Raw genomic sequence first — 23,586 nt, 5'->3', positions numbered from 1 at the left:
CACCGGTAGGGCATGCCGAGACCGCCGATACATCCGGCATCCCTGAGTGTATGGGTTGCCATACACCAGGCGCCGGAGTCTCAACACGGTCTCTCAGCACACCAAGGGGTCGGGGCAGTACACAACGCACCACCGTCCCGCGCATGCGGGGATGGCCCTTCGATGGCCTCAAGAGCCTGGTCCGAGTTCCTCCCCGCGCACGCGGGGATGTTCCGCCCGGAGGAGACCCCCTCCGAGTCCGCTGCTCACGCGCAAAGGAACAATGGCGAAGAGGAATGCCTGAAGCTCGCCCGTCACCTTCGACGTCCGTCCCTGAACCCCTACGCCACAGCTGGGATCCCCGTCGCAGCCCCTGCATCCCCACGGTCACCCTCGACGGCTACGTGGCCTGCCACTCCCTGCGCGCGCTCTTCGAGCAGGCCGATGAACTGGCCGCCGTCGACTGGACGTCACCGGGCGAGGGCGTCGCCGTCATCGAATACCTGCTCGCCATCTGTTTCGCCTCCGGAACCTGTCCGTCCTCGCAGGACGAATGGCGCGACTGGATTGTCGGCGAACGAGACCTTTCACCCGTCGCCGACTGGCTGGGCCGCCAACCGGACGACTTCTGGGACCTGTTCCACCCGGAACACCCCCTGGCCCAGAACAGGGACCTTGCGGACGACCTCCGCACAAGCGGCACCGGCACCGCCCAACTGGTCATCGAGCACGCCGGCGACTACAACCAGCACTTCGACCACCACCATCTGGAACTGAACAACCCTCTCCCGGCGGCGGACGCCTTCCGCGCCACGCTCACCCAGCACGTCTACGGTCCGTACGGGCGGGCCCGGATGTCCGGGAAGAACCTCGGCCCCAAGGTGACTAACCTCGCCGCGGGCAGGCTCACGGGCAGGATTCGCGTCGTCGCTCTGGGGCGGACGCTCGGCGAGACCTTGCGCCTGAACCTCTACCCGCCCGAAGGCCCGACGGGTTCGCTCAACACGTCCTGGACCACGGAGAGCGGGGCCGAGCGCCGTACGTTCGACGGCCCGGTCCGGGCCCGCGTGCCGCAAGGCCCCGCCGACCTCCACAGCGCGCTGGGGCGTTCCGTTCTGCTGCGACCGGCGCGTGGACCGCAGGGGGAGATCACCGTCGACCGGGTCCTGATCGGCGCCGGTGAACTCCTGGCACTCGACCCCGGACTCCATCTCCAGGACGCCGTGTTCAGCGTGACGACGAGCGGTGTGCGCAAGCCGCTGTGGCCGTCCCCCAGCCGGGCGCTCTGGCAGCAGGCGCACGCCCTCTACAGCGCGGTCAGGGACGACGAGACGGGACTGTACGCCCGGCTGCGCACCCTCCGGCGCGAGCGGAGAGGGCCGGGAGCCCCGTACCAGCTGTGGGCCGTGGGGCTGCTCGCGAACAAGACTCTCCCGGTCATCTGGACGCATGGCGCCTACCCCTATGCCCCCGGCATGGTCGCGCACCTCTACCGTGCCTCCCGCAGGGGCTCCGACATCGCCGAATATCTCGCGTGGACCCTGAAGAAGGCCGCCACCGTCGCCGCCGAGACCGCCTTCCCGGCCATGCGTGCCGCGGACGAGGCCGGTCAGGTGGCGCGGCTCGACGCCAGGTGGGCCTTCTGGCCCTCGGCGGAGGACCCCTTCCACGAGCTCCTGGACGAGGTGATCGACCGTGGGCCCGAGGACGACGACCCGGTGTCCGAGCCGCTGATCGAGTACGCGGCGGGGCTGACGACGACCGCCAGGACCCAGCTGCTCCAGCGCCTCGACGCCCTGCCCCCCACCGACCGCAACCACCGGGCGCGAGCACGGGCCGTGCGGCTCTTCGAGGACGCCGTCGCCGGCGGCCGGGCCCCTGCCGAACTCCGAGGGGAGATCGACCATGACTGAGCACGGCGACCCGGCCGGAACACACCCGCAGCGGCCCAGGCTCCCGCACGACAGCCTGGCACTCACCGACTGGCTCACCACCCTGGTGCGCAACCGCGAGTACGGGACACTGGCCCAACTGCGCCGGGCGAGAATCCGTACCAACGCCCACATCCGGGCCGGCTGGTACGGAGGCGACGACCAACGCGATCTCTTCGAGCAGGTGGCGTTCCTGTTCGCGGTCTACCACCAGGGGCACCCCGTGCCCTCGTACGGCCGCGGCAGTCTCGGCGCGGCGGCGCGCCGGATCGGGGACGGGACGGGCCGCGGGCCGGACAATCCCGGCGCCCAGCGACTTCTGGACCGTGTCGTCGCGAGCCGGCGCGTTCCCTGGCGGCACCTCCAGCACGCGGTCATCCGGCTGCGGTCCTGCGAACAGCCCCCGCCGTCCTGGACCGGACTGACCGAGGACCTCATCAAGTGGAACGACCGCAGGGCACGTGTCGCCTACCGCTGGTCGGTCGAATTCCACACCCCTCCGGCGCAGGGCCGGAAAGCGCCCGACGAACCGACCGCACGGAAGGACACCACCTCGTGACCGAGCCAACCCGGAGCCAGTTCCTCTCCCTCCATCTCATCGAGACGCTGGCAGCCGTCCTCCCGGTGCGCGACGAGAACGGGCAGCCGAAGACCCTCGTCTTCGGTGGTGTGGAGCGCCACATGATCACCAGCCAGGCCCGCAGGCGTGCCGAGCGCGTCCACGCCCGCAACCGTGCCAACGCCGGTCGCGGGGCCCTCAGCGGACGGAGCATGGGCGTGCGTACCAGGGAGTGGGCGCTGCTGGCAGCCAGGGAACTGGAGTCCGCTCACGGCTGGGACCGGGAACGGGCCCTGGCCACGACCCGCGCGGTGCTGGAGGGCTGCGGCCTCAAGTTCGGCGACCCGCAGAAGAAGACCGTGGCCAACCTGACGAAGGTGCTCGTCTTCGCGCCCTCCGACGCCGGTACCAGGATCGCGGACCACATCGCCGGACAGGCGGCGGAGATCGAGGGGTGGCGCGACACGTACCTGGAGGCCCAGGCCCGAGCGAAGGCCCGCGCCGAAGCGCAGAAGAAGGCCCGCGGCGCGGCAAGGAAGAAGGCCACGACGGCACCGGAAGCGGAACCGGAGGACAACCCCGCCGGGGCCGCCGTTGCCGACGAGGCCGTCACTCCGCAGTCGCTGCCCAGGGCCACGCGTGACGCCGTCCTGCTCGCCCTGGCTCCCCGCGACGCCGTGGACATCGCTCTGTACGGCCGTTTTCTCGCCGAGATCCCCGATTCCCCCAATGTCGACGGGGCCGTGCAGACCGGGCACGCCTTCACCGTGCACGAGTCGGAGCAGATCGAGGACTTCTACGCCGCCGCGGACGACGCCAAGCTCGACCGCAAGCGCAACGCCCTCAGCTTCCTCGACACCGCCGACGACTCGGGCGCCGGCATGACCGGCTACCAGTCCCTGATCTCCGGCACCTTCTACCGGCACGCCGTCCTCGACCGCGTTCAGCTGCGCACCAATCTGCGGGCGGCCGGAATGGCGGAGGACGAAGCCGAGCAGGCCGGGTCCGAGGCCGAGAGGGAGTTCGTGAACTCCTTCGTGGAAGCGTTCCCGGAGGCGAAGAAGAACTCCACCGCGTCCACCGGGTCGCTGCCCGCGCTCGTTCTGGCCTTCGAGGGCGAGCGCCCGTACAACTACGCGTCCGCATTCCAGCGGGCGGTGGACGAAGGCCCTGCCCAGGCGGGCGGAGAGGGGCCGGCGGGACCTGCCGCCGTACGGAGGCTGCTGCGCCACCACACCTTCGTCAGCGCTCGCCGCGAGGATCTGCGCGCCGCGAAGGTGCTCACCTACGACCCCGAGATCGACGTACTGCTCGGGGAGCTGGGGCTGCCCGATTCGGTGTCCGTGGTGGTCCGGTCCGAGGACCTCACCCCGTGAGCGACAACCACGTTCTGCTCATCCGGCTGGCCGGGCCCCTGCAGTCCTGGGGGATCAACGGCAGGTTCGCCCGCCGTGACACGCACGGCCGGCCGACGAAGTCGGGCGTGATCGGCCTCTGCGCCGCGGCTCTCGGCCTCGATCGCGATGAACCGCTCGGGGAACTCGCCGAAGTGCTCTACGGGGTGAGGGCCGACCGGCCCGGCACCCCGCTCCGGGACTACCACACCGTGGGCGGCGGGACCTACCCGCTGCGTCCGCGTGACCTCCTCACCGACCACCAACGGGCCGCGAAGGCCGTGGCAGAAGCCGCGTCGGGCAGCTCGGAGCCCGGCTCCTTCGGCCGTGCGGAACTGGAAGCCTGGTACGGCTCACCGAAGTACGTCACCGCCGATCCGGTGTCGGGGGCCCTCGTCTCCAAGGAGGTCCGCCGGCACGCCCTGATCACGGAGCGCTGGTACCTCTCCGACGCGGCCTTTCTCGTCGGGCTCGAACACCCGGACGCGGCCCTTCTGGCGCGGATCGCGCACGCCCTGGAACACCCCAAGCGCCTCCTCTGGCTCGGGCGCAAGGCCTGTCCGCCTTCGGGGGATCTGGCCCTCGGCGTCGTGCCCGGTCAGGTCCGGGAGGCGTTCGCATCGCATGCCCTGCTTCCCGACGGCGTCGCCCCGAGGAAAGGCGCGGCCCCCGCGCCGGCAGAAATTGTGCGCCCCTGGGCCTGGATCGAGAGCCCGCGCCCGCTGCCCGGCGTCGGCCCGCTGCCGGACCAGCCGGTGCGGTTCGGCGCGGACGGAGGCGTCCACAGCCTCCGCTGGGAGACCCGCCACCGGATCACCATCAGCCCGAACGCCCACGGTTGGGACATCATCCTGTGAACTCGACAGCCGCCGCCTCGCACGCGCCGACCGGTCCCGGCAGCGCCGCCCGGTTCGTCGCCACGCAGACCCTGCTGACCCTCGACGCCCGGCACCCGTTCGTGGCGAAATCGCTCATCGACGCGCAGGACATGCACCGCACCGTGATGAGCGGCTTTCCGGGCTGGGTGGACGACGGCAGCCCCGACCCGCGCGCCCAGATGGGCATCCTGTCCACCTGGACGGTCGACCTCAAGCAGGCGTGCCTCAACCTGGTGGTCCAGTCCTCGGTCCCCGCCGACTGGAGCGGCGTTCCCCAGGCGGCCCTGGCCGAAAGGCCCGAGATCCTCACCGTGGACCGCACATTCCGTAGCGGTGACCGCGTCGACTTCCGGACCGTCGTCAACCCGATGCGCAATCTCCGGCCCGCGCCCGGCTCACCGCAGAAGACACGCGGTGCCCGTGTCCCCCACACCCGGCCCGAGCACGTCAAGAAGTGGTTCGCCGACCGGCTGCAGCCGGCCGGCGAACCCTCGGTCGCTCCCACGGGTGTGGTCCGTCTCGGCGCGGACGCGGACGCCGAGCGCCTCGCCCTTCGCATGCTGCCGAGCGTCTCAAGTCCCGCACCGCACAAGGGTCTGCGCATCGCGCGTGCGGAGATCAAGGGCATGCTCACCGTGACCGACCCCAGGACCTTCGTGACCGCTCTCACCCAGGGAGTCGGTCACGCACGGGCCTACAGCTGCGGTCTGATTCTCGTACGGTGAGCATTCTCCCTACGGTGAGCGCCCCTGTCACAGCGCCCCTGTCACAGCATCCCTGTCACAGCACCGCTGTCAGCTGGTCGGCCCGCCGGCGGCGACCGCCAGCAGCCCCGACGTGTCCAGCACCTGACGGATCGCCCGGCCCGACGCCAGCTCCTCCATCGCGTGGTTGACCTCGTCCAGCGCGAGGGTCCCGGTGTGCATCTCCTCCACCGGCATCAGCCCGGCCCGCCACAGGTCAAGGAAGCGCGGGATGTCGCGGCGGGGGACCGCGTCGCCCATGTACGAGCCCAGCAGGGACTTGCCCTCGCCCGCGAAGGCCAGGGCCGGGACCTCCAGCACCCGGTCGGGGGCGGGCAGGCCCACCGAGACGACCTTGCCGCCCCTGGCCACGGCGGTGAGGCACTCGGCCATCACCTTCGGGCTGCCCACGGCCTCCACCGCGACCTCCGCGCCACCGGACGTCAGCTCGCGGATCGCTTCGATCGCCTCGTCGGGCGCGTACGTGTGGGTCGCGCCCAGGCGCAGCGCCAGTTCGCGCTTCTCCGCCACCGGGTCCACGGCGACGATCGGGTACGCGCCGGCCGCCCGCGCACCCAGCACCGCCGACAGGCCCACCCCGCCCAGCCCGTAGACCACCGCCGACTGGCCGGGGCGCAGGGCCGCCGTGTTGATGACCGCGCCGGCGCCCGTCAGGACCGCGCAGCCGAACATCGAGGCCACGGTGAACGGGATGTCCCGGGCGATCGGCACCACGGACTCCTGCGCCACCACCGCGTAACTGGAGAACGCGGAGACGCCCAGCTGGTGGTGGACCGTGGCGCCGGAGGCGTCCGTCAGCAGGGACGGGCCGTGCAGCAGGGCGCCCGAGCCGTTCGCCGCGGCGGCCTGCGCGCACAGGGCCGGGCGGCCCGCGGCGCAGTCGGCGCAGAATCCGCAGCTCGGCACGTAGACCAGGGCGACATGGTCACCGGGTGCGATCCGGTGCACGCCGGGGCCGGTCTCCTCGACCACTCCGACCGCCTCGTGCCCGAGGGCCATCGGGAGCGGCCGGACCCGGTCGCCGTTGACGACCGAGAGGTCCGAGTGGCACAGGGACGCGGCGGCGACCCGGACCAGTACCTCGCCCTCGCGCGGGGCGCCGAGGTTCAGCTCCTCCACCTCGACCGGCCGGGTCCCCGAGTAGGGCCGGGCCGTCGATATCGCGCGCAGGACCACGGCCCGGGTCTTCACGCGCCCACCTCGTCACGGGGCGAGCAGCGCAGCACGTCGCGGCTCTCCAGCAGCGGGACGACCTTGCCGAGCACGATCTCCCGGAAGTGCGGGGTCGCGCAGTGCGCGGTGAAGTCGGCCTCGGTCGCGTACTCCTCGTAGAGCACGATCGCCCGCGGGTCCTCGGTGCCCTGGTGGACCCGGTAGCCGAGGTTGCCGGGCTCCCGGCGGGAGGCGGCGGCCATGGTGTCGAGGAGCGGGAGGACGGTGTCCTGCTCGCCGGGCCTGGTGCGGTACCTGGCCACTACTACGTACGTCACGGGTTACTCCTGAAGTGGTGCGGGCCTCTTGAGGGCGGCGGGCGGGACCGGCGGCAGCTGGTCGCGGCGCAGATGCCAGAGGCGGGGGTCGGACGTGGCGGCCGCGGCCGACCCGAGGGCCAGGGCGAGCGCCACGTCGGCGGCGGATTCCACGAAGCCCGCGGCGACCGACGGGGACATCGCGCGCTGGGCCTGCGGGGTCATCCGGGCGACGATCGGGGCGGGCATGATCTCGACCAGGTCCGGCGCCCCGCGCGAGATCGCGTCGGTGGAGCGGCGCAGGTTGGACCGGTCGGTGACGAACACCTTCATCATCGTCAGCAGGCCGAGCGGGCGGCCCTTCTCTATGAGCGAGAGCCGGGTGCTGACCACTCCGTGCGCGCCCATGTTCTTGATGAACTCCAGCGCGCCCCGGTCCTGTGCCAGACCGGGGCTGCTGTCGACGTTCACGAACACGGTCTTCCCCGCCCGGCCCAGCGCCGGTACGACCTGGGGCAGCTGCCCCACCGCGAACGAGGCGAGGATGCACACCTTGGCCGGTGCGGTGAGGAACTGCCGCAGCGGCTGGGTGCCGACGACCGACGCGACGACCGGCACCTCGGCGAACGCCGCGGTGAGCCGGGGGTCGAGCGGGGCGCCGGACCGGGACGGGGAGGGGGACATGGTCAGGCCTTTCGTTGGATCGTGCCGGGTTCGCGGGCCCGGCACTCTGATCCGGCATGATCCAGACGGAAGACCTTGCCTGCCTGGGATGGGTTCGCGGCTACCGGGTCAGTTCAGCGGAGACGTACCGAATCGGCTGGGAAGGCCCAGTTTGCCAGGGTTGAGAATGCCGGCCGGGTCCAGGGCCGCCTTCACCGCGACGAACGTCGCGAAGCCCGCACCCAGGGATTCCTCCAGGTAGGGGCCGCGCAGCAGTCCGCAGCCGTGGTGGTGGCTGAGGGCCGCAGCGTGGCGGATGAGGACGGCGTTGGCGGCGTCCCACACCGAGCGGTACCAGTCGCGCCGGGACTCGGGAGCCACGTCACCGCGCAGCGAGAAGTAGACACAGGCGCCGTCGGTGTAGGCGTGCGACTGGTGCGCGGAGGCGGCCAGGGTGCCGGGCACCGACTGGATCGCGGCGACGACCTCGTCGTAGATCACCGGGAGGTCGGTCCAGGACGCGGCCATCTCCAGGGTGTCGGCGACGAAGCCCGGACCCGGCGTGAAGCCGTCCGCGGACTTGCCGACGATCATCCGTTCGTCCAGCCAGCGCTCGAAGACCGCCTTGGAGTCCAGCTCGGGCCCGTACGCCGAGCAGACCTCGGCCGCCACCTTGATCGAGGCGTCCACGATCGCCGGGTCGCCCTCGTCCGCGATCAGCAGGAGGTTGGTCTCCGGGTGGCCGAAGTGCGTACCCGACTCCAGGGTGTCGTACAGCCGCAGCACGGCCGGGGTCGCACCGCGCTGCATGATCTCGCGGCAGGCGTCCAGGCCCTCCGCGAAGGTCTTGAAGCCGAACGCGACGGCGTTCGCGTAGTCAGGCAGCGGGTGGACGCGCAGCCGGGCCGAGACGATGACCCCGAGGGTGCCCTCGGAACCGATGAACAGCTGGCGCAGGTCCGGGCCGACCGCCGCGCGGGCGTAGTCGCCGTACGTGGCCCGGGTGCCGTCCGCGTGGATCACGTCCACACCGACGACCATGTCCTCGATCTTGCCGTAGCGCGTGGAGAGCTGACCGGCGCCGCGGCAGGCGATCCAGCCGCCGACCGTGGAGACGGCGAAGGCGGACGGCCAGTGGCCGGTCGTGACGCCGTACTCCTCCTGGAGCTGCTTCTCGAAGAGGTCGCCGAACATGCCCGCCTCGACGTCCACCACGTTCGACCCGGCGTCGAAGCCGGTGATCCGGTTGAGTGCGCACACGTCCAGGACGACACCGCCGAAGACCGGCAGCGCGGCGCCCGTGACGTTCGAGCGGCCGGCGGACGGGGTGACCGGGATGCCCGCCTCGTTGCAGATCCGCAGCACGGCCGCGATCTGGTCCGCGTCGGCGGCCTCGACGATCACGGCGTCCGGCGTCGCGGGACGGCCCTCGGTCTCGCCGATCATCGAACCGGCCCACCAGTCACGGGTCCGGGTGACGACCTCGTCGCGCTCCACGTGCACGGCGTGCGCGGCCTCGCGCAGCGCCTCGATCACGGTCTCGGGAACCCGCACCGGGTCGACCTGGAGCGCGGCCTCGCCGTCCCCGATGGGGGTGTTCTGCGCCCACTTGGCGAAGCTGGGGGCGCCGATCGTGTAGTTGCCCCGGTTGAACGGGTGGGTGATGGTCTGACGGCTGATCATGCTGCTGCCCCTTCGAGGAGTACGGACTTTTCGTGACGGACGGCTGCGAGGTACTCGGAGACCGAGCGGTCCACCTCGGCCTCCGTGAGGTTCAGTTCCCGGCCGAGGATCGCGCCGACCTCGCCCGCCGCCTCGGCGGAGGCGTCCCGGGCGAAGAGCCGGGCGCGCAGCCGGCGGGAGAGGACGTCGTCGACCGAGCGGGCCAGCTCGGCACGGGCCGCGTACACGACCTCGGCCCTGGTGTACGGGAGTCCCTCGACGATCGGCCGGGCCAGCGTCGGGTCCTCCTGGATCAGGTCGCCGACGAAGCGGGCCTCGGTGCCGAAGCGCTCGCCCAGGTGGGCGGCGATACCGCCGGAGGCGGCCACGGCCTCGGCGTCGTACCCGGAGCCGCCGAGCAGCGGGAGGTCGCTCGTACGGCTTCTGCCCTTGCGGCCCAGGACCGTCATCACCTTGTCGATGACGAGTTCGCCCATGTGCCGGCTGGTGGTGAGCTTGCCGCCGGTCACGGTGACCATGCCGGTGCGGCCGACGCTGATGTGGTGGTCGCGGCGCATGTCGAGCGTCGCGCCCTCCTTGCCGCCGACCAGCGGGCGCAGCCCGCCGATGGAGCCGACCACGTCGTCCGGGGTGAGCTTCCCCTCGAAGGCGGTGTTGGCGCCCTCCAGCAGGAAGTCCATCTCCTGACGGGTGCAGTGCACGTCGTCGGGGGAGCCCTGGTAGTCCTCGTCCGTGGTGCCGAGCACGACGCTGTTGCCCCAGCGGGTGCAGGTCGCGCGGCGGGCGCGGCCCGGGATCGGCACGGTGACCGTGCAGTTGATCCGCACCTTGTCCCAGGGCACCACGATGTGAACGCCCTTGGCGGGCCGTACCTGCGGCTTGTGGCCGTCGACGGCCTTCGCGTCCAGCTCGTCGGTCCACACCCCGGTGGCGTTGACGACGGCGTTCGCCCGGATGTCGACGCTGTCGCCGTCCACCTCGACCCTGGCTCCGGCGACCTTGCCGGACTGCATCAGCAGACCCTCGGCCTTGGCACCGTTGAGGACCGTGGCCCCCAGCGCCGCCGCGGTCCGCACGATGGTGAGGACGAGGCGGGCGTCGTCCGTGCGGGCGTCGAAGTACATCAGCCCGCCCTGGAGGTTCTCCGAGCGCAGCGTCGGCGCCTGCGCGAGGACCTCCGGCACGGTGAGCCGCTGGTGGAGCTTGCCGATCCGCCAGCCGCCGACCAGGTCGTACGTCCACAGCAGTCCCTCGAAGCCCTTGGCGAGGCGGGCGTCGAAGATGCCCTCCTTCTCCAGGATCGGGAAGAGGAACGGCAGCCGGTGCACCAGGTGCGGGGCGTTCTTGCGGAAACGGTGCCGCTCCAGCAGCGAGTGGCGTACCAGGTTGACGTTGCCCTGCTCGATGTAGCGCAGGCCGCCGTGGACCATCTTCGAGGACTTCGACGACGTGCCGGAGGCGAAGTCGTCCTTCTCGACCAGCGCCGCGCGCAGCCCGCGCGAGGCCGCGTCGAGCACGGCGTACGCGCCGGTGATGCCGCCGCCGATGACGAGCACGTCGTACGTGTCGTCGGCCAGCCGGCGCTTGGCCGCCGCGCGGTCCAGCAGCAGGGGCGTCCGGCGGGTGGCCGCGGCACTGCGCCGCGGCTTCCGGGCGGGCATGGTGATCACAACATCAACTCCTGGTGTTTCGGTGCGGCGGCCGCATGGTCGGGTACCGGCCGCCGGCTGACGGGTGAGGGGCCGTCAGTGGGGGGTGAGGGGGGTGAGTGCGGGGTCCTTGAGGTGGGCGATCAGCACGTCGCGCCAGGCGGCCCGCTGGGCGGTCCGTTCGTCCGCGCCGAGTGACGGCTCGAAGAACCGGCCGTGCGGCTGCGCCTCGACGACCTCTTCGAGCGAGCCCCACAGGCCCTGGGCGACCCCGGCCAGATAGGCGGTGCCGCGCAGGCTCGCGGTGGCCGAGTCGGCGACCCGCTCCAGCGGCAGGCCGGTCAGGTCGGCCTGGATGCGCAGCAGCGGGTCGCTGCCCGCGACCCCGCCGCCGACCCGGAGCCGGGTGAACGGGGCGCCCATCGTGGCGGCGACCCCGTCGACGAGGTCGCACACCGAGTGCGCGATGCCGTCCAGGACGGCGCGGGCCAGATCGGCCCGGGTGGTGGCGAGGGTGAGCCCGGTGAGGGCGGCGGTGGCCTCCGGATGCCAGACCGGCGTACGGACCCCGGCGAGTGCCGGGACGAAACGCGGGGTGCGGCCCGGCCGGGTGGGGACCCGGCCGGCCTCCTCACCGAGCTCCTTCGGCGAGGCGAACAGGCCCAGGTCGTCACAGAGCCAGCGCAGCGCCGAACCCGCCGTGGAGGTGTAGGCCTCCAGGCTGTAGTGGCTGATGTCGCCCTGCCGCCGGCCGGGCTGGGCGAGCACCCCGGAGATGTCCGGCCGGGGCAGGGCGGGCGTGGTGCCGGTCGCCGCGTCGACGAACGCGCCGGTCCCGTACACGCACATGCCCTGCCCGGCGGCCAGGCCGCCGAGCGCGATCAGCGCGGCGTGCTGGTCGCCCATCGAGGCGGCCAGCGGGACGGCGATGCCGAGGGCCGCCGGGTCGGTGGTACCGAATCCGGCGTCGTCCGAGCGGAGTTCCGGAAGCAGGTCGAGGGGGAAGCCCAGGTGGCTGATCCACTCCTCGTCCCAGGCGTGCCGCTCCAGCAGGTAGCCCCCGCTGGAGGCGGCGTTGGTCGGGGTGGTGGCGTGCACCGCGCCCCCGGTCAGCCGCCAGATCAGCCAGGTGTCGACGGTGCCGAAGAGCAGCCGGCCCTCGCGGTGGGCGGCGGCCACCTCCGGGTGCGCGACGATCTGCCGGGCGGCCCAGAGGAACGGTGCGCGGGCGCCGACCGGCCGGCCCTGGCGGGCGGTGAGGGCGGCGTCCCACTCCGCCTCGTGAGCGGTGAGCTCGGCGGCGTACCGCCGGTCCTGCCACACCACGGCGGGCAGCAGCGGCCGCCCGGTGACCCGGTCCCAGAGCATCGCGGTGGCCCGCTGGGTGGAGAGCGCGACCGCGGTGATCGCGATGCCCTCCGCCCGTGCGGCGCCGACGGCCCGGCGTGCCACCTCAAGGGTGGCGGTCCAGATCTCCATCGGGTCCTGCTCGACCGAGAGGTCGTCCGGGTGGCTGACCTTGATCGACCGGTAGAACACCTCGTGCGCGGCGCCGGAGTCGAGGACGACTCCGGCCCTGGTGCCGGTGGTGCCCTCGTCGATGGCCAGCACACCGCGCCGTGGGGCGGCGCCGGGGAGCGTCTGCGTCATTGCAGCCCTTTCATTGCGAGCATCGCGAGCTGTACGGAGGGGGAGAGGGACCATCGTGTGGTGCGGCAGGCGCGGCGGACGGTCAGCGCGCGGTCGCGGACTCCGCGGATTCCTGCTCGTCCGCCGGGGCGGTGCGCGTCGGCGCCGCCTCGTCGGGCGACGCGGCCTTCATCGGGTCCCACTTGATGGCCAGGCAGGTGATCATGCCGAGCAGCGGTACGACGGCGAGGACCAGGAAGGTGTCGGCCAGGCCGAGCGACTCCTTGATCTGCGGGAAGAGGTACAGCCCGGCGACACTTCCGAAACTGCCGACCATCCCGGTGACACCGGTGCCGAGCGCGCGCACGTCACTGCTGTACGAGAGCGCCGCGATGGACTTGCCGTTGGCGCCGGGGCCCGCGGAGTGGCACAGGATGAACAGCACAGGCAGCAGGAACGCCACCGCGGTCGGGACCTTCTCGAAGGTGAGCCCCATCGCGATCAGGGCGACGAAGACCCCGCCGAAACCGGCGGCGGAGCTGAGCCGCAGCCCGAGCCGGCGGCCGAAGTACGCGGACAGCAGCCCGCCCGCGATGCCGAAGGCGTTGAACACCATCGAGCCGATCGTGGCCTTCTCGAAGCTCTCGCCGAAGATCGTCAGGCTGATCAGCGGGAGGTACCAGCCGACCGCGAAGTACTGCATCGACTGCCCGAGCGAGATCACCGAGGAGAGGATGGTGCGCGGCAGGTACTCGCCCTTGAAGAGCAGCCCGGCCTGGCGGAAGCCGATGGCGGGTGCCTCGGTCGCGGCGCGGGTCGCCGCGTCGGGCTTCCCGGCGACGGCCTTGATCCGGTAGATCCGGTCCAGGTTGAGGACGGCCTCGTCCAGCCGGCCCTTGCTGGCGAGCCAGGTCGGACTCTCCCTGAGCATCAGCCACTGGCCCACCAGCAGCGCGAGGGCCACGACCGCGGCGGACCCCACCGACCAGCGCCAGATGTCCGCGCCGACGTCCATGTTGAAGAAGAACAGGGCGAGCGCGAGGTTGCTGGTGGTGGCGACGTACCAGACGGCCTGCCACAGGTTCAGCCGGCCGGCGAGCTTGGCGGGGGTGTACTCGGCGAGCAGGGCCATGGCGACGGCGAAGTCGATGCCGTACGCGACACCCACCAGGACCCGGCCGAGCCAGACGACGGTGAAGTCACCGGCGAACGCGGCGAGCAGGGCGCCCGCGATGGCGAAGACCTTGGCGATGAGCAGCGGGGGGACCCGGCCGATCCGGGTGGCGAGCCAGCCGCCGATGGGGTTGAAGATGATCGCCAGGGCCGGAGCGGTGGCCGTGAGGATCGAGACCTGCGTGCTGGTCAGCTCCATCTGGGACGTCATCGGTCCCAGACCGGCGCTCAGCGCCGCGTTCGAGTAGGCGTCGAGGAACAGCCCGCCGAACACGAGAAACCAGATGACTTGCGCCCGGCCGGTGATCTTTCCCAGCCCATCGATGAGCGCAACGACGTCAGCGACGCCTTTGACGCTCGGACGTTGTGCCATGAATCCGCCTTCGAGGAAGACCCATCGGCGGCACGGGGAGCACAAAAAAAACAGGCATGACGAAACCACCGACAGGTGGTCTATGTCTGTGCCTGTCAAAACACTGCGGAAAGCGCCGCAGCACGTGAAGTGCGACTACACGAGGAGATTAGGAAGACCTCAGGAGAAACGTCAAGGGTTTCCGGCAGGTTACCCAAACGTGACGTCCGGGCGTTCCCGCACGTCACGGGCGGGGTGGAGCGCCCCGCCCGTGACCGCGTCCGTCAGCGGCCCGCCTGCAGCGCCGCCCAGGTGTCCGGTCCCACGACGCCGTCGGCCGTCAGGCCCCGGCTCGTCTGGTAGCCGCGCACCGCCGTCGTCGTCGCCGGGCCGAAGCTCCCGTCGATGCCGACGGCCGAGCCGAGTGTCGCGATCAGTGCGCGCTGGAGCCGCTTCACGCCGTCGCCCGTCGCGCCCTCCCGGAGCGTCGCCGTGGTGCCCGCCGACAGCAGGGCGGTCCAGGTCCTGGCTCCCACGACGCCGTCCGGGTCCAGCCCGTGCGCCGCCTGGTAGGCGGCCACCGCGCCCGTTGTGGCCGGGCCGAAGTCGCCGTCGGACGCGCCGGCCGCCTGGCCCTGCTCGTTCAGAAGTCGCTGGACGGCCTTGACCTGGGCGCCCGTCGAGCCGCTGCGCTGGGTGGCGTACGCGGTGAAGCTCAGCCCGTCGGGGGTGGTGCCGCCCCCGGTGTTCCCGCTCACCAGCTGCATGTAGCGGGTCCAGTCCCAGTTCGGGCCGGGGTCGGTGTGGTCGTTGCCCGGCGCCTCGCTGTGGCCGATGATGTGCGCCCGGTCCTTCGGGATCCCGTACCGGTCGCACAGGTACGCGGTCAGGGCCGCCGACGACCGGTACATCGTGTCCGTGAACCAGGACGGGTCGTCGACGAATCCCTCGTGCTCGATACCGAGCGCCGAGGAGTTGGCGCTGCGCGCGTGGTAGGCGGTGTCGCTGTCGCGGACCATCTGGGTGATCTGGCCGTCGGACGAGCGCACCACGTAGTGCGAGCTCACCTCGGACGCCGGGTCCTGGAACCAGCTGATCGAGCCCGCGTACGAGCCCTGCGTGACGTGGATGATCACCTTGTCGATCGCTGCCGAGCGGCCCGCCGCGAAGTTGTTCGCGTTGGCCGGGACCCAGAGCGCGGCCGGGTAGTCGGCGCTGCGGGTGCCCGGCTCCGTGCCGGCGAGCGAGCCCTTGTGCGGGGAGACCGGGCGGCCCGTCACCGAGACCCGCTCGCCGTCCGGGGCGAGCGCGTCGAGCCCGTCCGCCAGGAAGGTGTAGACCGTGTCGGCGTACAGGGCGGCGGCCGGGCCGCCGGTGCCGCTGTACCGGGCGACGGCCGGGTACCAGGCATCGATGTCGGCCCGGTCCCGGGCGTCCAGGCCCAGCTTGTCCGCGAAACCGCGCAGTACCGCCGCGCCGCCCAGGATGTTGGCCCCGGTGTCGGTGCGCAGGTCCGCCAGGGACTCGCCGGTGAGGTCGGCGGCCCGCTCCAGGGTCCGGTTCTCGGGGTTGCTGGCGAGGTGCATCACGCCGAAGCCGTTCGCCTGGCTGGGTTGCCCGGAGTGGCCGTCGAGGCGGGTCTCGCCGTACCCGACGGCGGCGAGCAGATCGCGCGGCACGCCGAACCGGCTCGCCGCCCGCTCGAAGGCCTGGTTCATCGGGTGGCCGGCGTCCGGGGCGGCGAGGGCCGGGGTGCCGGTGAGGGCCAGGACGGTGGCGGTGAGGGCCGCCAGCACGGATGCGCGGGCCTTCGTGTGGGCTGCGGGGCGGCTGGGCATACCTGCTCCTGCTCTGTGGGGGGAGAAGAGGCGGCCCCCGGGCCCGAGTGGGGTGGGCCGAGGGGCCGCCGAGCCCGCTCAGGGTATCGATCTGTCCAGTGCATGACAATTATCGGGCTGCGTGTCGAACTCCCTTTCACTCCAATGGGGTTGACGTGCGCCGGACCGGACCGAAGTTGCCCTGCGGCCACCCGGCCGGAACGGTGGCGAAGGTCTCCATGTCCTCGGGGATACCGAGGGCCTCCTTCCACTCCTGCTCCAGCGTCAGGTGCCAGACGGTGACGTTCGCCGCGAGCCCCGGCGCGCGGGCGGCGGGCAGCGGGTTCTGCACCCCCGGACAGACGCAGGAGCCCTCGGCGAGCGGCCGGCTCCTGGCGGCGGGCGGCCCCGTTCCGCCCCCGACGGTTCTCCCCGGCCCGCGTCCCCGGGATTCGTACACCTGCCCAACCCCCCCACCGCACGGGGGAACGCGGACCTGAGCCGCTGCCGGCAGGGCGTATAAAGGGTGCCTCCGGACCGGCCGGCGTCCCCCGATGGCAGTGACCTCTCACGCGGCAAGGCGTCACCGCGTACGACAGCGGAGGAGTGCCCATGAGCACGGCAGACGAGATCAGCACCTTGCTGGTGGCGAACTTCGGAACCGATCCCGTGGCGATCCGCCCCGAAGCGTCGCTCCGTCAGCTCAGGCTGGATTCCCTGGCCCTGGAAGAACTGCGGCTCCTCATCGAGGACCGGATGGGCGTCGACCTGGAGGACGTGCAGCTGACCTCGCGCGACACCGTCGCCCAGTTGATCGACGCCGTGCACCGCAAGGCCGCGGCGTGACCGCCCGGTTCCGCCCCGAGCCGTTCGCCGCCGCCGTCACCGGGATCGGTCTCGTCACCGCGGCGGGCGTCGGCACCGAGGCCACCTGGCGCGGGGTGTCCGAGGCCGCCACCGCACCCTCCGTCCCGCACCGGCCCGAACTCCACGACCTGCCCTGCGACTTCATGTACACCATCACGGGCCTCGACACGAGGGCGGTCCTCGGGGTGGCGGCCCAGCGCCTCATGGACCGCTTCTCGCAGCTCGCCGTCATCGCCGCCCGCGAGGCCGTCGCGGACGCCGGGCTCGACCCCTCGGTCTGGGACAGCTCCCGCGTCGCCGTCGTCATCGGCTCCGCCCACGGCGGTCTGCCCTTCTACGACGCGCAGCACACCGCCCTCACCGAGCGCGGCGCCCGCCGGGTCTCGCCCAAACTCGCCCCGCTCACCGTCGTCAACGGCGCCGCCAGCAGCGTCGCCACCGACCTCGGCGCGCACGGCCCCAGCCAGGCCGTCTCCACCGCCTGCTCGTCCGGCACCGTCGCCATCGGCACCGCCCACCAGATGCTGCGCACCGGGGCCTGCGACATCGTCGTCGCCGGCGGCGCCGAATCGGTCTGCTCCCGGCTCCTGATCGCCAGCGCCTGCCAGCTGAAGGCCGTCTCCACCCGCCGGGACGACCCCGAGTCGGCCTGCCGCCCGTTCGACACCCACCGCGACGGCTTCGTCGTCGGCGAGGGCGCCGGACTCCTCGTACTGGAACGCCCCGAACACGCCCGCGCCCGCGGCGCCACCGTCCGCGCGCACCTCGCCGGATACGGCGCGTCCAGCGACGCGTACTCCGCCGTCGCACCGGACCCCGAGGGCCTCGGCATCGAACGGGCCCTGCGCGCCGCCCTCGCGGACGCCGGACTCGGCGCGGCGGACATCGGACACGTCAACGCCCACGGCACCTCGACCGTGGCGAACGACCTGATCGAGGCGACGATGCTGCGCCGGGTGCTCGGCGAGCACCCCCTCGTCACGTCCACGAAGGCGATGACCGGACACACCCTCGGAGCGGCGGGCGGCATCGAGACCGCGCTGACCGTGCTGGCCCTCCAGCACCAACTGGTCCCGCCCACCGTCAACCTGGACGCCCCCGACCCGGAGATCCCGCTCGAAGTGGTGAGCAAGGAGGCCAGGACCGGAGCGTTCGACGCGGCCGTCAAGACCTCGCTCGGCTTCGGCGGGCACAACGCCGCACTCGTCCTCACCAGGGCCTGACCACGCAGCGCACCCCCAATCGCCGGACCTTCTAAGGACGGTCACCATGCCCGACGAGATCATCCGGAACCTGTCGGTGCACGGGCTGCGCTACAGCTACCGGACCCTGACGCAGCCCTCGCCCCGCACCGAGCCGGTCATCGTCCTCGGCGGCGCGCTCCAGGGGATGTACGGCTGGCCGCAGATGGACGAGCACCTCGGACCGCGGGCCCACGTCGTCACCGCCGACCTGCCCGGCATGGGCGGCGCCGACCCACTGCCGCCCGGCACCGGCGACGACATCCTGTACGCGGCCGTCACCGGCATCATCGACGACCTGGGCGTACCCCGCGTCAACCTCTTCGGCTTCTCCTACGGCACGTCGATCGCGTTCGGCTGCGCCCGGCAGAACCCCGGCCGCATCGCCCGGCTGGCGCTCGGCGGCGTACCGGCCCACATCAGCGAAGCCCAGCGGACCCAGTGGGGCCGGGCCGTCGACCGGCTGGCCACCGGTGACATGGTGGGGCTCGCCACGCTGACCGCCGAGGCCCTGATGTGCCTGGACCCGGACCGCACCGTGCACCGCAGGGAGCTCGCCCTGCGCTACGTCCGGCGCTCGTTCCTGCACGCGCTCACCCACTCCCCGCACGCCGCGCAGTCGCTGCGCCGGGCGCTGGGCCACCGGCCGGACTTCTCCGGCGGGCTGAGCGGCGTGCCCGCGCTGGTCTTCGCGGGCGAGCACGACACGGTGACCTCGCCCGAACGGCAGCGGGCCTTCGCGGCGACGATCGAGGGCAGCCGGTTCCTGACCATCAGCGACTCCGACCACTGGGTCGTCCTGGAACGCCCCGACGATGTCGCGGACCTGGTCGCCCGCTTCTTCACCGACCGCCCGCTGGAGACGGCGCCCGCCCTGGAACCCCTCGCGCTGCCGCGCCCGCGTGCGGGCGCGGCGGGAGCGGCCCTGCCGCGGACGGGCGGCTGAGCCGCCCGCCCGCGCTGGATCAGTGGTGCCCGTGGTGCCCGTGGCCGGAACCGTCGGCCCGCACCCGCACGATCTGCGGGTCGTGGTCGCTCGCCTGGTCCGCGAACTCCGCGTTGATGTGCACCACGTCGTAGTCGAAGCGCCGGATGCCGGGGCTCGTCAGGATGTGGTCCAGCGTCTGCGAGTTGCCCTCGTACACATAGCTGTACCGCTCGTTCGCCGGCAGCGTGCTGATCAGCGGCTTGAGCGCCTTCCCGGCGGTCAGCGCGGACATCGTCGGCGAGAACGCGAAGTCGTTCAGGTCGCCCAGCGTGATGACCCGCGCCGACTTGTCCGCCGCCAGCAGCGACTTGACGAAGGTGTTGACCTCCGCCGCCTGCTTGACCCGCTTCGTCTCCGAGCTGCGGGCCGGCGCCTGGTAGCGGCCGTGCAGCGGCTGGTCGCCGCCCTTGGAGGTGAAGTGGTTGCCGATGACGAACACCGGCTCCCCGCGGAAGCGGAACTCACCGACCAGGGGCTTGCGGCTGTCGGACCAGGACTCGTTCAGCGGGCTGATCCGGGCGGGCGAGGCCGACAGGGTGACGCCCCTCTTCGTCCGTACGGCCTTCACCGCGGTGGTCGCGTCGCCGCCTGCGCGGTCCACGAAGGAGACCCGCGCGGGGTTGAAGAGGAAGACGTTACGGATGTTGCCGCCGGGCTCGCCGCCGTCCTTGCCGTCCTGCGGAGCGACATAGCGCCAGGAGTACCGCGGGCCGCCCGCCGCGACGATCGCGTCGGTGAACCGCTTCAGGGTCGCCTCGGAGCCGACCGTGCCGTCGTTGACCGCACCGTTGTCGTCCTGGATCTCCTCCAGCGACACGATGTCGGGGGAGGCCAGGTTGACCGCGACGCCCTTGGCGAGGGTGTCGAACTTGCCCTGTTCGTCGAGCGCGTCGAGGTTCTCCACGTTGTACGTGGAGACGGCGAGTTCGTCGCGCTTCTGCTTCCTGGTGACCTCGCGCTTCAGGTGCCGGTCGGTGAGCGTGCCGAGCCGGGTGGCCTGGAGGCTGTAGCCGCCGAAGGAGTCGTAGTCCAGCACCCCGGTGGTCGAGCCGGACAGCACGTCGCCCACGTTCGCGACCGGGAGGGGCCGGGCGCTGTCGAGCGACATCACCTTGATCCGGCCGGTGTTCTGGTCGGTGTACGAGGAGTACAGCGTGCCGCCGCGCCGGGTCGGGTTCTGCTTCGGCTCGACGGTCACCCAGACCTCGCCGTACGAGCTCGTGGCGCCCGTGACCCGGGTGTCGGCGGTCTCGACCCGGGTGCCCTCCAGGGACTCGTAGAGATCGAGCGCGTACTTCGCCGGTTCGAGGGGCAGCGCGTCGATCGAGCCGCCGCCCGCCGAGGGGAGGTAGCCGCCGGGCACCGAGGCCGCGTCGAGAACCACCGGCGCCGGCAGCGCGTTGCCCGAGGAGAGGACTGTGGTCCTGGGGGCGGTGATCTCGGTGACGGACTGCGTGGTGGACGACGGGTAGTACTCGTCCACCACGCCGCTCACCAGGACCGAGTCGCCCACCGAGACCGTCGGGGCGGCGGAACCGGTGTAGACGAGGACGCCGTCGGAGGTGCGGGGGTCCGCGTCCGGCGAGGGGTCCTGGATCCAGAAGCCGCGCGAACCCGTGGTGCGTACCGCCGTGACGACGCCGGGGACCCCGGTCACCGCCTGGCCGTCCAGCGGGGAGACCCGGGTGGTGCCCTGGATGTCGTGCACGCGCACGGTGCCGGGCTCGGTGGGGTTGTCCGGGTCGCCGGGGTCCTCGCCGCCGCCCGACGTCTCACCGGCCGCGTTCACCGGTGTGGGGGCGGCCGCGGACAGGTCGGCGGCGTTGTCGTCGGTGTCCGCCAGCGAGGCAGCCCGCGCCACGGAGGCGGTGGCGGAGGCGCCCGTGGCCGGTCCGCTGCCCTCCCGGACGACCGCGGAGCCGTAGCCCACCAGGTCGACGACCCGGGTGTCCGAGGCGCAGTCGGCCGCCGTCTTGCAGGTCAGCGGCGCGGTGCCGGAGACCAGTGCGACCGTGCCGCTCGCGGCGGCCATCGCCACGGTGCCGGTGGCGTCCGGGGCGGGCAGGTCGACGGTACCGCCGGTGCCCGCGGCCTGGGCCACCAGATAGCGGCCGCCGGGCGCGACGGCGCCGGTGAGCGGGGACACCTGCCACTGCGAACCGGCGGACGGTGCCCCGGGAAGGTACTGGACGCTGAACCCGGACAGGTCGTACGCGGCGGAGCCGGCGTTGGCCAGCTCGACGAAGTCGCGGGTGAGCGTCGCCCCCGAGTTCCCGCCGCCCCCGTACACCTCGGAGATCACGGCGGTCGAGGACGGGGCCGCGAAGGCGGCGGGCAGCGCGGTCGCCGAGAGGGTCACGGCGACCGCGCCGGCCAACAGGACGGAACGTGGTCTGGATATGCGCACGGAAACTGCCCCTCAGAGTGTGATGAGGGAGCACAAGCTATGCGCGTAGAACGGGTGATGACAAGGCACCAGAGGTGAATTTCGGAAAACGCTGCGCCATCCGGCCCAGGCCGGCCGCCGACCGGGATCCGGACCCGCCCCGCCAAGGGCCCCGGCGCCGCTGTTCACGCCCCCGCCGTACGCCCGCCGTACGCCCGCCATACGGGGGCAATGCGGGGGCAACACCCGTCAGGGGCAACGCTGTCCATGATGCGGCGATGGTTTGACCGGGTTGCACCGGTCCGGTTACGTTGCGCGGCATGCAGCGATCCGCACACCTGACGACGCGAGGTCATATCGACCTGAAGCGCGTGTGCTCCGCCGTGTGTCAGCGGGTCTGAGAGCACCACGCCCGCGCGACCCGGCCGCAGGGCCCGCCACCGCCCGCCCCGTGCCCCGGTCCCCGCAGGGTGTCTCTCCTCCACCGCAGAGCGGTGTCTCCCCGGCCTCCGTGCCGGTGGGGGCCTGCCAGCGCTCCGTACCGGAGCACGCACCGCGCCACCCGCTGCCATCGAGGACCTGGAAGACACTGTGAAGAGTCTGTCTGCGCCCCGCCGTCGCCCCGATCCGCTGCGCCGCTCCGACATACCCGCCGCCGTACCCGCCCGCCGGCTCGCGGGCACCGGTTCGGTGTTCGGGGCGATCCTCGACCACGGACCGGTCGCCCGCTCCACCGTCGCCCGGCTCACCGGCCTCTCGCCCGCCTCGGTCACCGGCCACGTCGCCCAGCTGCTGGCCCGCGGACTGGTCAGGGAGAGCGCGGAGACCACGGGCCCCAGAGGGATCGGGCGGCCGCACATCCCCGTCGAGATCGACACCGGCCGCTACCTGGTGGCCGGGGCGCACATCGCCGTCGCCCACTCCACGGTGTCCCTGATGGATCTGCGCGGCCGGATCGTGGCCGAGGACCGGCAGCCGCACCGCACCACCGACCCGCACCGGATGCTCGGTGAACTCGCCGCCAGGCTGCCCCGGTTGACGGCCGCGCACGCGGGCGGCCGCACCGTGCTCGCCCTGGGCCTCGCCACCGGGCACCGGGTCGACCCCGTGGCCGGAGTGATCGTGGAGCATCCGCAGCTCGGCTGGCGCGATGTCCCCGCACGCGACATCCTCTCCGCCGCGACCGGGCTCCCGGTCCACGTGGACAGCCACTCCCGGGCGCTGGCGCGGGCGGAGCAGCTGTTCGGCGAGGAGTCGACCCGGACCAGTACGGTCCTGCTCTTCGTCGGCGCGGTCGTGGACGCGGCCTTCGCCACCGAGGGCGCCATGCACCGGGGCCCGCGCTCGGGAGCCGGCAGCGTGGCGCATCTGCCGCTCGGCACCGGAGGGACGGGCGGGGCGGGCGGCGCCGGAGAAGCGAGCGAGGCCGGAGCCGGGGGCGGTGCCGACCCCTGTTCCTGCGGACGGACCGGCTGCCTCCAGTCGGAGGTGTCGGAGCGCGCCATGGTGCGGCGCGCGGCCGCTCAGGGGCTGGTCGTGGAGTCGTTCCGGGAGCTGCTGGACCGGGCGCTGGCCGGTGATCCGCGGGCCGTGGCGCTCTTCCGCCGCCGGGCGCGCCTGGTGGGCCGGGCCGCGGCGCTCCTGCTGGACATGTTCGACCCCGAGGTGCTCGTCGTCGTCGAGCCGGGGGCCGGCCGGATGCCGGAGTGTCTGGCCGATCTGCGGGCCGAGGTGGCGGAGCGCTCCTGGGTCTGCGAGGACCCCGAGCGGGCCGTGGTGCCGACCAGCTTCACCGGCACCGTCCTGGCCACGGCCGGGGGAGCGGTGGCGCTCGGCGCGCTGTACGCGGATCCGCTCGGCCCCTGGCCCGCGCTGCCCGCGGTCTCCTGACGTCACATCAATTCCGGCGGCCGTTTCCGTATCCGACTTAATTCAGGCAGTTGCATTGTTGACCGGGTGCGAATGCGGACGGGATGATGGAATCATGACCAGTCGGCAGCGGAATTCGGGGAACGCGTCCTCGGTGGCGCGCGCCTTCCGCCTGTCCGTGACGGCTCTCGATTCCGTCCGGCTCCTGTGTCGTCGCCCCTGTCCGGGCCTCCGGTAAAACCTGCCGCATTCGGTGAAGGCTCCACGCCGCCGCGCGCCTCGCTCTGTTCGGCAT

At 72.4% G+C, this 23,586-nt stretch carries 18 protein-coding genes and 1 pseudogene; 9 read left to right on the top strand and 10 right to left on the bottom strand.

Annotated elements, in window-relative coordinates:
• Window positions 1–275 precede the first annotated feature (275 nt).
• The 5 genes from ACZ6S6_RS07860 to ACZ6S6_RS07840 are packed head-to-tail and all read left to right on the top strand — an operon-like array spanning window position 276 to window position 5,466.
• Complete coding sequence (locus ACZ6S6_RS07860) at window positions 276–1,892, top strand: type I-E CRISPR-associated protein Cse1/CasA (protein ID WP_469704360.1); 1,617 nt, start codon at window positions 276–278, stop codon at window positions 1,890–1,892.
• Window positions 1,885–2,469, top strand: a complete 585-nt coding sequence (gene casB / locus ACZ6S6_RS07855) for a type I-E CRISPR-associated protein Cse2/CasB (protein WP_362954626.1) — start codon at window positions 1,885–1,887, stop codon at window positions 2,467–2,469. The genes ACZ6S6_RS07860 and casB overlap by 8 nt, the downstream gene beginning before the upstream one ends.
• The gene (locus ACZ6S6_RS07850; RefSeq protein WP_469704359.1) at window positions 2,466–3,845 is read left to right on the top strand and encodes a type I-E CRISPR-associated protein Cas7/Cse4/CasC; all 1,380 of its coding nucleotides are present in this window, start codon (window positions 2,466–2,468) and stop codon (window positions 3,843–3,845) included. Before casB ends, ACZ6S6_RS07850 begins: the two co-directional genes overlap by 4 nt.
• Entirely contained in the window at window positions 3,842–4,720 is an 879-nt protein-coding gene (cas5e, locus tag ACZ6S6_RS07845) for a type I-E CRISPR-associated protein Cas5/CasD (protein ID WP_469704358.1), read from the top strand. Before ACZ6S6_RS07850 ends, cas5e begins: the two co-directional genes overlap by 4 nt.
• On the top strand, window positions 4,717–5,466 hold the full coding sequence (locus tag ACZ6S6_RS07840) for a type I-E CRISPR-associated protein Cas6/Cse3/CasE (protein WP_469704357.1): 750 nt from the start codon (window positions 4,717–4,719) through the stop codon (window positions 5,464–5,466). Before cas5e ends, ACZ6S6_RS07840 begins: the two co-directional genes overlap by 4 nt.
• 69 nt (window positions 5,467–5,535) lie before the next feature.
• Here the strand turns inward: ACZ6S6_RS07840 and ACZ6S6_RS07835 are convergent, their stop codons facing one another.
• The 9 genes and pseudogenes from ACZ6S6_RS07835 to ACZ6S6_RS07795 form a co-directional block, all read right to left on the bottom strand.
• The gene (locus tag ACZ6S6_RS07835; RefSeq protein WP_469704356.1) at window positions 5,536–6,696 is read right to left on the bottom strand and encodes a zinc-binding dehydrogenase; all 1,161 of its coding nucleotides are present in this window, start codon (window positions 6,694–6,696) and stop codon (window positions 5,536–5,538) included.
• Window positions 6,693–6,995, bottom strand: a complete 303-nt coding sequence (locus tag ACZ6S6_RS07830) for a putative quinol monooxygenase (protein ID WP_362954619.1) — start codon at window positions 6,993–6,995, stop codon at window positions 6,693–6,695. Before ACZ6S6_RS07830 ends, ACZ6S6_RS07835 begins: the two co-directional genes overlap by 4 nt.
• Window positions 6,996–6,998: 3 nt before the next feature.
• Entirely contained in the window at window positions 6,999–7,658 is a 660-nt protein-coding gene (locus ACZ6S6_RS07825; protein ID WP_469704355.1) for a glycerol-3-phosphate responsive antiterminator, read from the bottom strand.
• 108 nt (window positions 7,659–7,766) lie between these two features.
• Window positions 7,767–9,320 (bottom strand): FAD-binding oxidoreductase, encoded by a 1,554-nt coding sequence (locus ACZ6S6_RS07820; RefSeq protein WP_362954615.1) that lies wholly within the window; start codon window positions 9,318–9,320, stop codon window positions 7,767–7,769.
• Complete coding sequence (locus tag ACZ6S6_RS07815) at window positions 9,317–10,990, bottom strand: glycerol-3-phosphate dehydrogenase/oxidase (RefSeq protein WP_362954613.1); 1,674 nt, start codon at window positions 10,988–10,990, stop codon at window positions 9,317–9,319. Before ACZ6S6_RS07815 ends, ACZ6S6_RS07820 begins: the two co-directional genes overlap by 4 nt.
• A 75-nt stretch (window positions 10,991–11,065) precedes the next feature.
• Window positions 11,066–12,619 carry an FGGY family carbohydrate kinase gene (locus ACZ6S6_RS07810; protein WP_469704354.1) on the bottom strand — a complete coding sequence of 518 codons (1,554 nt, stop codon included), beginning with the start codon at window positions 12,617–12,619 and terminating at the stop codon, window positions 11,066–11,068.
• A gap of 82 nt (window positions 12,620–12,701) precedes the next feature.
• The gene (locus tag ACZ6S6_RS07805; RefSeq protein ID WP_469704353.1) at window positions 12,702–14,144 is read right to left on the bottom strand and encodes an MFS transporter; all 1,443 of its coding nucleotides are present in this window, start codon (window positions 14,142–14,144) and stop codon (window positions 12,702–12,704) included.
• 263 nt (window positions 14,145–14,407) lie between these two features.
• Complete coding sequence (locus ACZ6S6_RS07800) at window positions 14,408–15,961, bottom strand: peptidoglycan-binding protein (RefSeq protein WP_469704352.1); 1,554 nt, start codon at window positions 15,959–15,961, stop codon at window positions 14,408–14,410.
• A 136-nt stretch (window positions 15,962–16,097) separates the two neighbouring features.
• Window positions 16,098–16,334: pseudogene (locus ACZ6S6_RS07795) on the bottom strand (nitroreductase family protein); the annotation flags it as partial.
• Between the two features lie 218 nt (window positions 16,335–16,552).
• On the opposite strand from ACZ6S6_RS07795, the gene ACZ6S6_RS07790 reads away from it, so the two are divergent.
• The 3 genes from ACZ6S6_RS07790 to ACZ6S6_RS07780 are packed head-to-tail and all read left to right on the top strand — an operon-like array spanning window position 16,553 to window position 18,994.
• Window positions 16,553–16,786, top strand: a complete 234-nt coding sequence (locus ACZ6S6_RS07790) for an acyl carrier protein (RefSeq protein WP_469704351.1) — start codon at window positions 16,553–16,555, stop codon at window positions 16,784–16,786.
• Window positions 16,783–18,030 carry a beta-ketoacyl-[acyl-carrier-protein] synthase family protein gene (locus ACZ6S6_RS07785; protein WP_469704350.1) on the top strand — a complete coding sequence of 416 codons (1,248 nt, stop codon included), beginning with the start codon at window positions 16,783–16,785 and terminating at the stop codon, window positions 18,028–18,030. The genes ACZ6S6_RS07790 and ACZ6S6_RS07785 overlap by 4 nt, the downstream gene beginning before the upstream one ends.
• A 46-nt stretch (window positions 18,031–18,076) precedes the next feature.
• Window positions 18,077–18,994: an alpha/beta fold hydrolase gene (locus tag ACZ6S6_RS07780; protein WP_469704349.1), complete on the top strand. Its 918-nt coding sequence runs from the start codon at window positions 18,077–18,079 to the stop codon at window positions 18,992–18,994.
• A gap of 19 nt (window positions 18,995–19,013) precedes the next feature.
• On the opposite strand, the gene ACZ6S6_RS07775 is transcribed toward ACZ6S6_RS07780, so the two are convergent.
• Window positions 19,014–21,443, bottom strand: a complete 2,430-nt coding sequence (locus tag ACZ6S6_RS07775; protein ID WP_469704348.1) for an endonuclease/exonuclease/phosphatase family protein — start codon at window positions 21,441–21,443, stop codon at window positions 19,014–19,016.
• A gap of 570 nt (window positions 21,444–22,013) precedes the next feature.
• Here ACZ6S6_RS07775 and ACZ6S6_RS07770 point away from each other — a divergent pair.
• Window positions 22,014–23,312 (top strand): ROK family protein, encoded by a 1,299-nt coding sequence (locus tag ACZ6S6_RS07770; protein WP_469704347.1) that lies wholly within the window; start codon window positions 22,014–22,016, stop codon window positions 23,310–23,312.
• Window positions 23,313–23,586 lie beyond the last annotated feature (274 nt).

This window comes from Streptomyces sp. NPDC048671 (assembly GCF_055587045.1).
Note: the sequence above shows the minus strand (reverse complement) of the source record. Positions and strands in the feature narration are given on the sequence as shown.

Coding starts and splice junctions, on each gene's coding strand:
- ACZ6S6_RS07860 (WP_469704360.1), top strand. CDS start 276: ATGCCTGAAGCTCGCCCGTCACCTTCGACGTCCGTCCCTGAACCCCTA.
- casB (WP_362954626.1), top strand. CDS start 1,885: ATGACTGAGCACGGCGACCCGGCCGGAACACACCCGCAGCGGCCCAGG.
- ACZ6S6_RS07825 (WP_469704355.1), bottom strand. CDS start 7,658: ATGTCCCCCTCCCCGTCCCGGTCCGGCGCCCCGCTCGACCCCCGGCTC.
- ACZ6S6_RS07820 (WP_362954615.1), bottom strand. CDS start 9,320: ATGATCAGCCGTCAGACCATCACCCACCCGTTCAACCGGGGCAACTAC.
- ACZ6S6_RS07810 (WP_469704354.1), bottom strand. CDS start 12,619: ATGACGCAGACGCTCCCCGGCGCCGCCCCACGGCGCGGTGTGCTGGCC.
- ACZ6S6_RS07805 (WP_469704353.1), bottom strand. CDS start 14,144: ATGGCACAACGTCCGAGCGTCAAAGGCGTCGCTGACGTCGTTGCGCTC.
- ACZ6S6_RS07800 (WP_469704352.1), bottom strand. CDS start 15,961: ATGCCCAGCCGCCCCGCAGCCCACACGAAGGCCCGCGCATCCGTGCTG.
- ACZ6S6_RS07790 (WP_469704351.1), top strand. CDS start 16,553: ATGAGCACGGCAGACGAGATCAGCACCTTGCTGGTGGCGAACTTCGGA.
- ACZ6S6_RS07780 (WP_469704349.1), top strand. CDS start 18,077: ATGCCCGACGAGATCATCCGGAACCTGTCGGTGCACGGGCTGCGCTAC.